This window comes from Micromonospora sp. NPDC048868 (assembly GCF_043198195.1).
In the GTDB taxonomy this organism is placed as follows: Bacteria; Actinomycetota; Actinomycetes; order Mycobacteriales; family Micromonosporaceae; genus Micromonospora; species Micromonospora reichwaldensis.
The window spans coordinates 163,334-176,476 of sequence record NZ_JBICUN010000012.1 but is presented as its reverse complement, the minus strand read 5'-3'; the positions used below and the strand labels follow the sequence as shown (position 1 = coordinate 176,476).

Sequence of the window (13,143 nt, the reverse complement as noted above, 5' to 3'; positions counted from 1 at the left end):
CGCGGTCACGGGGGGTCGCCTGTTCACGCCGCGGCGACCCGTCGGCGGGGGATCCGGTGCCGCAGCTCGGCCAGGGGCGGCCGTTCCTCGACGGAGACGTCGCTGACGACGATCTCCCGGTCCAGGTTCGGCAGGGCGTCGGAGCCGCCGCGCCGGAACTGGGTCAGCAGCGCGGCGGGCATCGCGCCCGGTGCCGCCCAGCCGCGCCGCTGCAGCCGCGACCAGGCGGTCAGCATGATCTGGGCCGACATCCGGCCCAGCGCGGCGGTGTCCTGGTGGCGGTGCTTGCGCTCGCCCAGGTCCACCTGGGCCAGCGCGTCCAAGCCGACCAGCTCGAGCAGGTCGATGAGCATCGCCGTCTCGACCCCGTAGCCGGAGACGAACGGCACCCGCTCCAGCACCTCCCGGCGGCCGGCGTACTCACCGGCGAGGGGCTGCACGAAGCCCGCCAGCTCGGGCCAGAACAGATTCAGCATCGGCCGGGCCATCAGCTCCGTCACCCGCCCGCCGCCGTCGGCCTCCACGCTCGACGCCCCGACCAGCGGGCGGTGGTAGAAGCCCTTCACGAAGTCCACCGAGGGATCGGTCAGCAGGGGACCGATCAGCCCGGTCACGAAGTGCGGGCGGAACTCGCGCAGGTCGGCGTCGATGAACGCCACCACGTCGCCCTCGGCCGCGGCCAGCCCCGCCCAGAGCGCGTCGCCCTTGCCGGTCAGCCGGGGCAGGCCCCGGGTCATCGCGTCCTGGCTGACCACCTCCGCGCCGGCGGCGCGGGCCACGCTGGCGGTGCGGTCGGTGGACCGGGAGTCCACCACGATCAGCTCGTCTACCAGGGCCACCCGCTCCATCAGGTGCTCGCGGATCGTCGACACGATCGCGCCGACCGTGGCCTCCTCGTTGCGGGCCGGCAGGACCACGCTGACCCTGCTGTCCCCCTTGGCGCGGATCAGCCGCCGCGCCGGCCAGTCACCCGCCGACGTGGTGCGGTAGGTGGCCCACGCCTCCACCACCGGTGACACCATCGTTTCCGTATTCCGCACAGGCACCCCCAGATCGTGGCGGAAAAACCTTCCCTGTTTTTCCCACTACCGCACTCGCGCTAACCCGCAGCATGCCTAACAGCTTGATCACGGCAGTGACGTGACCGGGTTCCGCCCTGGTGAACGTTTGGTTGCGGGCACGCGGGGGGAGTGCAGTCGCGAACGCGAAACTGTGGCGAAGGGGCTCTTACATGCGCACGTGCCGGGTGGGACTGGTTGGGGCCGGCGGGGTGGCGCAACGCCACGCCCGGGTGTTGGGCGGCTTCGCGGACGTGGAACTGCTCGGGGTGACCGACGTGGTGCCGGAGGCAGCGGCGGAACTGGCGGACGCGCACGGCGCCCGGACCTTCGGCGACGTCGGGGAACTGCTGGCCGCCGGCCCGGACGCGGTCTACGTCTGCGTGCCGCCGTTCGCCCACGGGCCGGCCGAGGAGGCGGTCGTCGCGGCCGGGGTGCCGATGTTCGTCGAGAAGCCGGTCGCCGTCGACCTGGTGACCGCCGAGCGGATCGCCGACCTGGTGGCCGGGCGGGGGCTGCTCACCGGCGTCGGGCACCACTGGCGGTACCTGCCGGTGGTGCAGCAGGCCCGGGAACTGCTCGGCGACCGTCCGGTGCGGATGGTCAGCGGCGCGTGGTGGGACAAGGTGCCCCCGGTGGCCTGGTGGTCGCGGCGGGACCGCTCCGGCGGCCCCGTGGTCGAGCAGGCCGCCCACGTGCTGGACCTCGTCCGGTGCCTGGTCGGCGAGGCCACCGAGGTCACCGCGTACGGCAACGGCACCCCGCCGCCCGTCGACGGCGCCGACATCGACTCGGTGACCACCGCGACGCTGCGCTTCGCCGGCGGCGCGGTCGGCACGCTCACCGCCGCCTGCGTGCTCGGCTGGAAGCACCGCGCCGGACTGGAGATCCTCGCCGACGGGCTGGCCCTCTCGCTCAGCGAGGACGGCCTGGTCGTGCGCGACGCCGACGGGGAACGCCGCTTCGACGCCGACCCCGAGGCCGCCCGGGTGGCTGTGGACCGGGCCTTCGTCGACGCGGTCCGGGGCGTCGGCGACGACGTCCGCGTCCCGTACGCCGAGGCCCTCGGCACCCAGCGGCTCGCCCTCGCGGTCGCCGACTCCGCCCGCACCGGCCGGCCCGTACGGCTGGACACGCCCGTCGCCGCGCCGCTCGCCGCGGGGGTGACCGTCGATGCGTGACCACGTCGTGGTGGTCAGCGGCCCGGGCCGGGTGGAGCTGGTCGAGCAGGACGCCGCCGAGCTGACCGACGGCACGTTCCGGGTCGAGACGCTGTTCAGCGGCGTCTCCGCGGGCACCGAACTCAGCTACGTCAAGGGCACCAACCCCTACCTCAACGTCACCTGGAACGCCGACCTCGGGCTCTTCCAGCCGGGTGCGGCCAGCACCCCTTACCCGGTGACCCGGCTGGGCTACATGCAGGTCGGCCGGGTGGTGGAGAGCCGTACGCCCGCCGTCGCCGTGGGCACCGTCGGCGCGATGACGTACGGCCACCGCACCGGCTGGGTCGCCGACCCGGTCGCCGAGCGGTTCGTGCCGCTGCCCGAGGACCTCGACCCGCTGCTCGGCGTCTACGTCGCGCACATGGGGCCGATCTGCGCCAACGGGGTGCTGCACGCCGCCGCCGACCTGCACGGCGCCGACGTGCGGTCGCTGGGCGACGGGGTGCGGGGCCGCCGGGTCGCGGTCGTCGGCAGCGGGGTGGTGGCCCTGCTGACCGCCCTGTTCGCCAAGCGGCATGGCGCCGCCTCGGTGGTGGTGCTCGACCCGACCCCGCAGCGGCGGGCCGTCGCCGAGGCGCTGGGCCTGGAGACCCTCGACCCGGAGGCCGACGACCCGGCGGTGGTGCTCAAGACCCGCTGGGCGCACGGACCCGGCGACCGGGGCGCCGACGTGGTGTTCCAGTGCCGGGGGCAGGCGTGGGCGTTGCAGCTCGCGCTGCGCCTGCTGCGCCCCCAGGGCACGGTCGTCGACCTGGCCTTCTACCAGGCCGGCGCGGACGCGGTCCGGTTCGGCGAGGAGTTCCACCACAACGGACTGTCGCTGCGGTGCGCGCAGATCGGCCGGGTACCGCGCGGGCTCGCCCCCACCTGGGACCGGGAGCGCCTCTCCGCCGAGACGATCGACCTGCTGCGCGCGTACGGGGACGTGATCCGCAAGCACCTCGTCTCGGCGGTGGTGCCGTTCGAGCAGGCCCCGGCCCTGCTGACCGATCTCGCCGAGCGGCGCCGCCAGGAGCTCCAGGTGGTGCTGACCGTCTGAGGTCCCCGCGTCGCCCCCCGGCCGGGTGGCGCGGCCCGATACCGTGCCAGCCATGACCGCCGCCGCTCCCGTGACGACCGCCGACGACCCCGCGCCGACCGCCGCCGGCGCCCCGGACGGGAGCGTGGACGACCGGCGGGTCGGCCTGGCCGCCCTGCTGCCGTACCTGCGCGCCCACCGCGGCACCCTCGCCGTGGTGGGCGCGCTGTCGCTGGCCGGCGCGGCGGCGTCACTGGCACAGCCGCTGCTCACCCGCTCGGTGCTGGACGGGCTCGCCGGCAGCCGATCGGTGGGCGGCCTGGTCGCGGCGCTGGTCGCCCTGGTGCTGGTGGCCGCGGCGATCGGCGGGGTGCGGGACTACCTGCTGCAACGCACCGCGGAGGGGGTCGTGCTGGGCACCCGGCGGCGGCTGGCCGGCCACCTGCTGCGGCTGCCGATCGCCGAGTACGACCGCCGCCGCACCGGCGACCTGCTCTCCCGCGTCGGCTCGGACACCACCCTGCTGCGCGCGGTGGTCACCTCCGGCCTGTTCGAGGTCGTCACCGGCGCCGTGATGGTGCTCGGCGCGGCGGGCGCGATGGTCCTGCTCGACCCGGTGCTGTTCGGGGTGACCCTGCTCGGGGTGGCCGCCGGCATCGCCATCGCCGTCGCCTTCGCCCACCGGGTGCGGGGCCTGGCCCGCGCCGCCCAGGAACGCGTCGGCGAGATGACCTCGGCGGTGGAGCGCGCCATCTCCGCCGCCCGGACGATCCGCGCGGCGCGGGCGGAGCGGCGCGAGGCCGACGCGATCGGCGTCAGCGCGGCGCAGGCGTACGCGGCGGGCCTGCGGGTGGCCCGGGTGCAGGCGTTCGTCGGCCCGGCCAGCAGCGTCACCATCCAGGGGGCGTTCCTGCTGGTCCTCGGGGTGGGCGGGGCGCGAGTGGCGGCGGGCGCGATCACCGTCGGCGACCTGGTCGCCTTCATCATGTTCCTGTTCTTCCTGGTCCTTCCGCTCGGGCAGGCGGTGCACGCCTACACCCAGTTGCAGACCGGGCTGGGCGCGCTCCAGCGCATCGAGGAGATGCTCGCCGTGCCGGTCGAGGGGGCCGCCGACCGGCCCGCGCCCGTCCCGGCCCGGGCGCTGCCCGGCGGGGCCCCGGCGTCCGTCGAGTTCGACCGGGTGGGCTTCGGCTATCCCGGCGGCCCGCCGGTGCTGCACGAGGTGAGCTTCACCGTGCCGGCCGGCACCCGCACCGCCCTGGTCGGCCCGTCGGGCGCCGGGAAGTCGACGCTGCTGGCGCTGGTCGAGCGCTTCTACGAGGTCACCGGGGGCGCGCTGCGCATCGACGGGGTCGACGTGCGGGACCTGCCCCGCGACGCGCTGCGCGCCCGGATCGGCTACGTCGAGCAGTCCGCGCCCGTGCTGGCCGGCACGCTGCGGGAGAACCTCCTGATCAGCGCGCCGGAGGCCACCGAGGCCCGGCTGCGCGCGGTGCTCGACGAGGTCAACCTCGGCCACCTCGCCGAGCGCGCCCCCGAAGGGCTGGACGTGCAGGTGGGCGAGGGCGGGGTGCTGCTCTCCGGCGGCGAGCGGCAGCGGCTGGCGATCGCCCGCGCCCTGCTGGCCGGACCGCCGGTGCTGCTGCTCGACGAGCCGACCAGCAACCTCGACGCCCGCAACGAGGCCGCGCTGCGCCGGGCCATCGACGCGGTGGCCGCCCGGCGCACCCTGCTGATCGTGGCGCACCGCCTCTCCACCGTCGTCGACGCCGACCAGATCGTGGTGCTCGACGGCGGCCGGGTGGCGGCCACCGGCACCCACGACGAGCTGACCGGGACCAGCCCGCTCTACCGTGAGCTGGCCACGCACCAGCTCCTGGTGAGCTGAGCGGTCCGGGCCCGCGACCCGCCCGGCGACGACACCCGCGCGGCGGCGCGCCGGGCGGGCCGCCAACACCGGCTCCGGTCGCGTACCGTTGCCGCTCATGGGTGTGTCGCAACGCTTGAAGACCAGGTTCCGCCGGTTCCTCCAGCGCCCGGGGACGACGGTCGACCTGGGGCCGCTGGAGAAGCTGCTGCCGGCCGTCGAGGCGCGCGAGGACGAGCTGTCGGCGCTCGACGACGCCGAGCTGACCGAGGCCGCCGGCAAGGCCACGGGCTACGAGGAGATCTGCGCGATCGGCCGCGAGGCCGCCCGCCGCGGCCTCGACCAGCGGCCGTACGACGTGCAGCTGCTGGGCGCCATGGCGCTGCTCTCGGGCAAGGTCGCCGAGATGGCCACCGGTGAGGGCAAGACGCTCACCGCGACAATCGCCGCCTACGGGCACGTCCGGCTGGGCAACGGCCCGGTGCACGTGCTCACCGTCAACGACTACCTGGCCCGGCGCGACGCCCTCTGGATGGAGCCGGTCTACAAGCTGCTCGGCCTGAGCGTCGGCTGGGTCAACGAGGCGTCCACCCCGCAGGAGCGGCGCGACGCGTACGCCTGCGACGTCACCTACGTCTCGGTAAGCGAGGCCGGCTTCGACTACCTGCGCGACCAGCTCGTCACCGACGTGGAGGACCGGGTGCAGCCGCCGCTGCGCACGGCGATCGTCGACGAGGCCGACTCGATCCTCATCGACGAGGCCCGGGTGCCGATGGTCCTCGCCGGCTCGGTCGCCGGCGAGCAGGACCCGGTGCACGCCGCCGCCGCGCAGGTGCGGGGCCTGCGCAAGGGCAAGCACTACACGGTGGCCGAGGACGGCCGCAGCGTCGCCTTCACCGCCGCCGGCCTGGCCGCCGTCGAGGCCAAGCTCGGCATCGACCTGTACGACGAGGAGCACGTCGCGCAGCTCTCCGCCGTGAACGTGGCGCTGCACGCGCACGCCCTGCTGCACCGCGACGTCGACTACATCGTCCGCGACGGCTCCGTCGAGCTGATCGACGAGATGCGGGGCCGGGTCGCCCAGCGTCGCCGCTGGCCGGACGGGCTCCAGGCGGCCGTGGAGGCCAAGGAGGGCCTCGACGCCACCGCCGAGGGCGAGGTGCTCGGCACCATCGCCGTGCAGGCGTACATCGCGCTCTACCCCAAGGTGTGCGGCATGACGGCGACCGCGGTGCTGGTCGGCGACCAGCTCCGCGAGTTCTTCGGCCTCGAGGTGGCGGTGATCCCGCCGAACACCCCGTGCGTGCGCGAGGACGAGACGGACCGCATCTACGCCACCCGGGCCGAGAAGGAGGAGGCGCTGGTCGACGAGATCAAGCGCCACCACGAGCGCGGGCGGCCGGTGCTGGTCGGCACCCTGGACGTGAAGGAGTCCGAGGGGCTGGCGGCCGGCCTGAACGCCATCGGGGTGCCCTGCGTGGTGCTCAACGCGAAGAACGACGACGAGGAGGCGACGATCATCGCCGAGGCCGGCGCGTACGGCGCGGTGACCGTCTCCACCCAGATGGCCGGCCGGGGCGTCGACATCCGCCTCGGCGGCAGCGACCAGGCCGACCGGGACCGGGTCGCCGAGCTGGGCGGCCTCTACGTCATCGGCAGCGGCCGGCACGACAGCCGGCGCGTCGACGACCAGCTGCGCGGCCGGGCCGGGCGGCAGGGCGACCCGGGCGGCTCGGTCTTCTTCGTCAGCCTGGAGGACGACCTGGTCGCCCGGCACGCCGGCGACGCCGTCCCCGCCTCGCCCCGGATGAACGCCGACGGCCTGGTCACCGACGACCAGGTCGAGTACGCCGTCGAGCACGCCCAGCGGGTCGCCGAGGGCGTCAACCATGAGATCCACCGCAACACCTGGCGCTACAGCGTCGTCATCGAGCAGCAGCGCAAGGCCCTCGCGGAGCGCCGGGAAAGGCTGCTGACCAGCGACGTGGCGGCGCTGATGCTGCTGGACCGGGTGCCGGAGAAGGCCGGCGAGATGGACGAGGACCTGCTCGCCCGGGTCGCCCGCTCGATCGCCCTCTACCACCTCGACCGGCTCTGGACGGACCACCTCGCGGAGCTCTCCGAGGTACGCGAGGGCGTGCACCTGCGCGCCCTGGGTCGGCTCGACCCGCTGGACGAGTTCCACCGGGCGGCGGTGCCGGCGTTCAACAACCTGATCCCGGAGATCGAGCGGCGGACGATCGAGACCTTCGAGGAGACCGAGTTCACCGACGACTGGGAGCCGGACGAGGCGAAGCTGGTGCGGCCGAGCGCGACCTGGACGTACCTCGTGCACGACAACCCGTTCGGCTCGGAGCTGGACCGGTTGATCGCCTCGGTGGGGCGGCGGCTCAGCTCCGCGTCGCGCTGACGCTCCGGGGCCCCTTCCGGCGCCTTCGGGTGCCGGAAGGGGCCCCCTTTTGCGCCGTTTCGATCCCGGTTTGCGAGGGTAGTAGGCCGGGTCCGAGGAGTCGGGAGAGACCAGACGATGGAACACGTGACGGCGCCGGTCGGCCGTGCGGGAGCACGCGCCGGGACGGTGAGGGCTGTGGAGCGGTGAACCTGGAGATGTGGGACCCGACGGTGGAGCGGCTCGGTGTCCTGGAGACCGCCGCCCTGCTGCGCGAGCTGACGGCCGCCCTGATCGCGGTCGAGGACTTCGACGAGGCGCTGGACGCGCTGGTGCGCACCGCCCGCGGGGCGGTGGCCGGCGTGAGCTGGTGCGGCTTCACCGCGCTGCGCGCCGGCGAACCGGCCGGGGTCGCGGCCTCCGACGCGCGCCTGGCGGGGCTGGACGACCTGCGGCACGGCCCCGACTCGCCGGCGATGGACGCGATCCGGCGGCGGGAGATGGTCCTCTCCGACCGGCTGGATCGCGAGGAGCGCTGGCCGTCCTGGACGCCGCGGGCCCGGGAGTTGGGCGTGCACGGGGTGATCTCCGCACCGGTCGACGTCGACGAACAGGTGATCGGGGCGATCAACCTGTACGCCGGCGCCGCCGACCTGCTCACCCCGGGGCACCAGCTCACCGCGATGCTGCTCGCCGAGCACGCCGGGCTGCTCCTCGCGGCGGTTCGCGACCGGGCGCGCAAGGCGGCCGAGGCCGGGGAACTGGACCCCTCGGTGCTCGGCGACGGGGTGATCGGGCAGGCGATCGGCGTGATCATGACCCAGCGCGGCTGCCCGGCCGGCGAGGCGCTCGACGTGCTGCGCAGCGCGGCGTCGTCGCTGGACATCCCCCTGCGGGAGGTGGCCGACCGGCTGGTCGCCACCGTGTCGCGCCCCCGGGACAACTGAACGCTCCGGCCGTCCCGGGCCGGGGTGGCGCCGTGGGCCGTTCGTGGCCGGTGTGACGACCGGGACCTGCGGGACGGCGGTGACCCGCGGGCCGCGTGTCGTTTCGGCGTACGGGCGCCCGGGTAGCACCCTGGACTGGTGACGTGTGCCTACCTGGGGAGGAACCATGCAGAGCCGGCTGCGGGTGCAGGGGCACCCGATCCAACCGATGCTGGTGACGTTCCCGTTCGGGCTCTTCGTGAGCGCGACCGTGTTCGACCTGACCGACGTGCTCGGCGGGCCGGCCTTCCTCGGTGAGGTGGGCTACTGGACGTCTGTGGCCGCGCTGGTCGCCGCCGCGCTGACCGCAGTGGCCGGCATGATCGACCTGTGGGACGTGCCGGTCGACCGGACCCGGCGCACGGCGGTCACCTTCAACCTGGTGAACGTGGCGATGGCCGCGCTGTTCCTGATCTCCTGCCTCGTCCGCGCGGACGCGCCGCAGCGGGGCGCCTCCGTCGTGCTGCTGCTCACCGAGGTGGTGGCCCTGGGCATCGGCGCGGTCGGCGTCGCGCTGGGCGCCCGGCTGGTCCGCCGCTTCGACGCCGGACGCCGGGCCGAGCCCACCACCTTCGACGCGTTCTCCAGCGCCTCCGACTCCACCGTCGACCTGGCCCACCACCGCCCCTGACCGCCCGCCCCGCCCGCCCACCCCGACCGCCCGCCCCGCCCCAGCGGCGCTGCCCCGCCCCGCGGCGTCGATCATGCAGTAGTGGTGGCCGGTAGAGGCCTGTTCGCCCCTTTCGCGTGGCACCACCACTGCATGATCGACGAGGCCGGGGGCGGCTAGCGAGGCCGCGGGGCTGAGGTCGGCTAGCGGAGCTGCGGGCGGGGCCGGGCTGGGGGCGGCTAGCGAGGCTGCCGGCGGCTAGTGGGGGTGGGACTCGGCGTGGTGGGCGGCGAGGACGTCCGCGCCGAAGTCGCTGGCCGGGCGGCGCAGGACGGTGTGCGCGTGGTTGCCGTCGTCGGTGGTGTTGTCGTACTCGATGAGCAGGTCGTCGCCCTGGACGCGGTAGTAGTGGCGCCGACCGGGCACCGTCGGGCCGGCCCAGGCGAAGTGCAGCTGCCCGGACTCCAGCCGACGCGCCTCCCGGACCGCCAGCTCGGGTGGGAGCCGGTCCAGGTAGAGCGCCACGAGCTGGTCCAGCAGGGCCCGCCCGGTGGGCCCGAGCCGGTCGGCGGGCACCCCGAGCGGCTCCAGCGGCCCGTCCACCCGGGCGCGGGTGGCGCTGATGATGTCCCCGGGCGCCTCGTCGGCGACGATCGCCGCCGCCCGGCCCGCCGGGCCCATCGCGTCGAGCAGGGCGCGGGCCAGGTCCTCCTCCACGCCCAGCGGCCGGGAGACCGGGCGGCCGGCGTACCGGACGGTGGCCGGGTTGGCGCCGAGGAAGATCGGGGCGGGGGAGACCTGGTCGGCCACCACGGTCATGCTCACCGAGAGGTGGTGCCCCTCCAGGCGCCATGCCCAGGCGTCGTCGCGGGCCGGGTCGCCGAAGACGGCCACCCAGTAGTCGCCGCTGTGCCGGCCCCGACGCCATCCCTCCGCCCGGTCCAGCACCTCCTCCAGCGCGACGATGGCCATCGCCTGGGCGTACGCCGGTGGGCTCAGCGCGGTGGCCAGCAGCCGGTGCGCGGCCTTGCGCCCGGCGCGGTCCAGGTCGGCCAGGCAGACCCCGGGCCGGGGTCGCGGCCGGTACTCGAGCCAGCGGCGGGCCGCCTCGTCGTCGAACCGGTGGGCGGCCTGGGCGCGGGCGGGTTCGTCCAGCGCGGCGAGCAGCGCCGTGGCGGCGGTGCGCATCTGTTCGGGCAGCGGATCCTCCACCGACCCTGTATACCGGGCGCGGACCGGATGCGCCGGGCGTCGGCGTCAGCCGGTCGGCGCGGCCAGCAGCGCGAGCATCTCGGGCAGGTCGAAGAAGCGGGCGGTCTCCACCGCCGACGGGTTGCCGTGGTGCGGGTCGGCCCCGGCGGCGAGCAGCGCCCGGACGGCCTCGGAGCTGCTGCGGAAGGTGGCGGCGGCCAACGCCGTCTGGCCCCGGTCGTTGGTCCGGGAGTGGTCGGCGCCGCGGGCGAGCAGCGCGGCGACGGTCTCGGCGTGGGCGTGGTACGCCGCGAGGATCAGCAGGGTGTCGCCCTTGTCGTTGGTCAGGTCGATTGGCAGCCCCGCGTCGACGTAGTCGGCCAGTTCGGCGGTGGCCCCGTCGCGGGCCAGGTCGAACATCCGGTGCGCGAACGCCAGCGTCTCCGCGTCGAGTTCCTCACTCACCGGTCCAGGTTAGTCGGACGCTCCCCTGGTACGTTGCTCGGCCGGCGTACCGGGGGAGCGTGCGATGGACGACAGGGTGTACGTGGGCAACGCGGGCGTGGACGGGGCGACGAACGCCGGCTGGCTGCTCGGCCACTTCATGCCGCCGGGCGACGCCCGGCAGAGCGTCGACGTCGAGGTGAAGTGGGGAGTCCATCCGGCGGGGGAGGCGCGCTCCCGGTGGGCCACGCAGGAGCGGCGTACGGCCCTGCTGGTGCTGGTCAGCGGCCGGTTCCGGGTCGAGTTGCCGGACCGCACGGTGGTGCTCGGCGAGCCCGGCGACTACGTGGTGTGGGGGCGGGGCGTGGACCACTCCTGGTACGCCGAGCGCGAGTCGGTCGTGTTGACGGTGCGCTGGCCGTCGATCCCCGGCTACCGGGTGGAACCGCCGGTTCGCCGCTCAACGCGTCCCAGCCTCTGGGAATGCCTACTAAACCAATAGGGTTTGCAGCCTATGCTTGGTCGACGCACCGCCGAACCGCGAGGACCGCCATGCCCGACCGACGCCCACCCGACCTGCTCGCCACCGCCCGGCGGTGGGCCACCGACCCCGCCCGCTGGCCGGTGCCGCTGCGCTTCGACCCGGTCTCCCGCTGGTACGCCCGGCTCGCCCACGAGACCGACCACGAGGTGTGGGCGTTGAGCTGGCTGCCCGGCCAGGGCACCGACCTGCACGACCACGGTGGCTGCGGCGGCGCGTTCCTGGTCGTCTCCGGGGTCCTGACCGAGGAGACGGTCGGCGGGGGCGTGCTCCGCCCGCACCGGCTGCCGGCCGGGTCCGGGCGTCGCTTCGGCCCGCGGCACGTGCACCTGGTGTCCAACCGGGACGACGAGCCGGCGGTGAGCGTCCACGTCTACCGGCCCGCGCTGCGCCGGATGACCAGCTACCGGCTCACCGACGGCCGGCTGCGCGTCGCCGAGGTGGCCGAGGCCGGGGTGGCCTGGTGAGCGCGACGCCGTCGCGCCCGGGTCGCCCGCGACCCCCTGCGCGCCGCCCGCCCCGCGCCGGCGGCCCGCCGTCGTACGTGCACCGTCAGCAACCAGTGGAGGGAACGACCATGCCGCAGAACGACGACCCGCACGCGTGTCCGGCCCCGGTGGCGCCGCCGGGCTCCCGGGGCATCGACGAGATCCTGGCCGCCGCCCGGGCGCGGCTGGACCGGCTGGACCCGGAGCGCGCACACCTGGCGCACCGGCGCGGGGCCCTGCTGGTGGACATCCGCGCGGCCGCCCAGCGGGCCGCCCACGGCACCGTGCCCGGCTCGCTGGTGATCGAGCGCAACGTGCTGGAGTGGCGGTTCGACCCCCGCTGTCCGGCCCGGCTGCCGCAGGCCGTCGGCTACGACCTGCGGGTGATGGTCATCTGCCAGGAGGGCTACACCTCCTCGCTGGCCGCCGCCGCCCTCCAGGATCTCGGGCTGCGCCACGCCACGGACGTCGTCGGCGGCTTCGTCGCCTGGCGGCTCGCCGGCCTGCCCCTGCTCGGCCCCACCCCGCCGCAGCCCACGCCCACCCCCGCGCCCCCGGTGACCGCCGGTCGGGCGCCGTCCTGACCGTCACGCTCCACCGGGCGTGGCGGCACCGCCGCCCAGGAGGCTCCATGTCCGTCGTCGCCATCCCCACCCGACACCACTCGTCCGCGCGCCCCGAGCGGATCGGAGCGGTCCGACCGCGCTCCGCCCCGACCGTCACCATTACCCTCGACCTCGTCCCGGGGTCGGTGAGCCCCCGCCTGGCCCGGCTGCTGGAGCTGATCGGCGAACTCGCCGAGTCGGGGGAGGGGCGGTTGGGTCCCGGCGTCGCCGAGGACCGGCCGGCGGCGCCCCGGCCGGTGCCGGCCGTCGTGGACCCCCAGGCGATCCGGATCGCCACCGGCTCGCGGGTGGTCCACCAGGGCACCCGCGTCATCCCGCTGACCCGCATCGAGTACGACCTGCTGCTGTTCCTGGCGGAGCAGCCCCGCCGGGTGTTCACGCGGCTCCAGCTGCTGAGCCGGGTGTGGGGCTACGAGCACGCGGTGGCGCGCACCGTCGACGTGCACGTCCGCCGACTGCGCGCCAAGCTCGACCCGGACATGCCCGTGGTGACCACCGTCTACGGCGTGGGCTACCGCCTCGCCGACGAGGCCCGGATCGAGATCGAGCACAGTCGCTGACGGCGCCACCCCGCGCGGCGGGGCCCCACCCCGGGCCCCCCCCGCCCCCGGGGCCGGGGCCCCGGGCCCCCCCCGCCGGCGCCCCCCCCGCCCCCCCCGGCCCCGCCCCCCCCCCCCCCCCCGGGCCGCCCCCGCCACCCCC

The 13,143-nt window shown here is 75.4% G+C and carries 13 protein-coding genes; 10 read left to right on the top strand and 3 right to left on the bottom strand.

Going from position 1 to position 13,143, the window contains the following annotated elements:
• Positions 1-23 precede the first annotated feature (23 nt).
• Complete coding sequence (locus tag ACGFNF_RS20160) at positions 24-1,022, bottom strand: glucosyl-3-phosphoglycerate synthase (protein ID WP_192581519.1); 999 nt, start codon at positions 1,020-1,022, stop codon at positions 24-26.
• A gap of 209 nt (positions 1,023-1,231) precedes the next feature.
• On the opposite strand from ACGFNF_RS20160, the gene ACGFNF_RS20155 reads away from it, so the two are divergent.
• The 6 genes from ACGFNF_RS20155 (at position 1,232) to ACGFNF_RS20130 (ending at position 9,172) form a co-directional block, all read left to right on the top strand.
• The gene (locus tag ACGFNF_RS20155) at positions 1,232-2,239 is read left to right on the top strand and encodes a Gfo/Idh/MocA family protein (RefSeq protein ID WP_393169740.1); all 1,008 of its coding nucleotides are present in this window, start codon (positions 1,232-1,234) and stop codon (positions 2,237-2,239) included.
• Entirely contained in the window at positions 2,232-3,320 is a 1,089-nt protein-coding gene (locus ACGFNF_RS20150) for a zinc-binding alcohol dehydrogenase (RefSeq protein ID WP_393169738.1), read from the top strand. The genes ACGFNF_RS20155 and ACGFNF_RS20150 overlap by 8 nt, the downstream gene beginning before the upstream one ends.
• Before the next feature lie 52 nt (positions 3,321-3,372).
• Positions 3,373-5,187 carry an ABC transporter ATP-binding protein gene (locus ACGFNF_RS20145; RefSeq protein ID WP_393169736.1) on the top strand — a complete coding sequence of 605 codons (1,815 nt, stop codon included), beginning with the start codon at positions 3,373-3,375 and terminating at the stop codon, positions 5,185-5,187.
• A 97-nt stretch (positions 5,188-5,284) separates the two neighbouring features.
• A complete protein-coding gene (gene secA2, locus ACGFNF_RS20140) occupies positions 5,285-7,576 on the top strand; it encodes an accessory Sec system translocase SecA2 (protein WP_393169734.1) in 2,292 nt (763 codons plus the stop codon).
• Between the two features lie 185 nt (positions 7,577-7,761).
• On the top strand, positions 7,762-8,502 hold the full coding sequence (locus tag ACGFNF_RS20135; RefSeq protein WP_393169732.1) for a GAF and ANTAR domain-containing protein: 741 nt from the start codon (positions 7,762-7,764) through the stop codon (positions 8,500-8,502).
• A 166-nt stretch (positions 8,503-8,668) separates the two neighbouring features.
• Entirely contained in the window at positions 8,669-9,172 is a 504-nt protein-coding gene (locus tag ACGFNF_RS20130; RefSeq protein WP_393169730.1) for a DUF2231 domain-containing protein, read from the top strand.
• A 237-nt stretch (positions 9,173-9,409) separates the two neighbouring features.
• Here ACGFNF_RS20130 and ACGFNF_RS20125 read toward each other — a convergent pair whose 3' ends face one another.
• Positions 9,410-10,363 (bottom strand): DUF3500 domain-containing protein, encoded by a 954-nt coding sequence (locus tag ACGFNF_RS20125; protein WP_393169728.1) that lies wholly within the window; start codon positions 10,361-10,363, stop codon positions 9,410-9,412.
• A gap of 45 nt (positions 10,364-10,408) precedes the next feature.
• Complete coding sequence (locus ACGFNF_RS20120) at positions 10,409-10,807, bottom strand: ankyrin repeat domain-containing protein (protein ID WP_393169726.1); 399 nt, start codon at positions 10,805-10,807, stop codon at positions 10,409-10,411.
• Positions 10,808-10,871: 64 nt separating this feature from the next.
• Between ACGFNF_RS20120 and ACGFNF_RS20115 the strand changes: the two genes are divergently transcribed.
• The 4 genes from ACGFNF_RS20115 to ACGFNF_RS20100 all read left to right on the top strand — a co-directional run bounded on the left by ACGFNF_RS20115 (position 10,872) and on the right by ACGFNF_RS20100 (position 13,001).
• Positions 10,872-11,288, top strand: a complete 417-nt coding sequence (locus tag ACGFNF_RS20115) for a signal peptidase I (RefSeq protein WP_393169724.1) — start codon at positions 10,872-10,874, stop codon at positions 11,286-11,288.
• Between the two features lie 50 nt (positions 11,289-11,338).
• A complete protein-coding gene (locus ACGFNF_RS20110; RefSeq protein WP_357577467.1) occupies positions 11,339-11,794 on the top strand; it encodes a cysteine dioxygenase family protein in 456 nt (151 codons plus the stop codon).
• 110 nt (positions 11,795-11,904) lie between these two features.
• Positions 11,905-12,399 (top strand): rhodanese-like domain-containing protein, encoded by a 495-nt coding sequence (locus ACGFNF_RS20105; protein WP_393169722.1) that lies wholly within the window; start codon positions 11,905-11,907, stop codon positions 12,397-12,399.
• 47 nt (positions 12,400-12,446) lie between these two features.
• Complete coding sequence (locus ACGFNF_RS20100) at positions 12,447-13,001, top strand: winged helix-turn-helix domain-containing protein (protein WP_393169720.1); 555 nt, start codon at positions 12,447-12,449, stop codon at positions 12,999-13,001.
• Positions 13,002-13,143 lie beyond the last annotated feature (142 nt).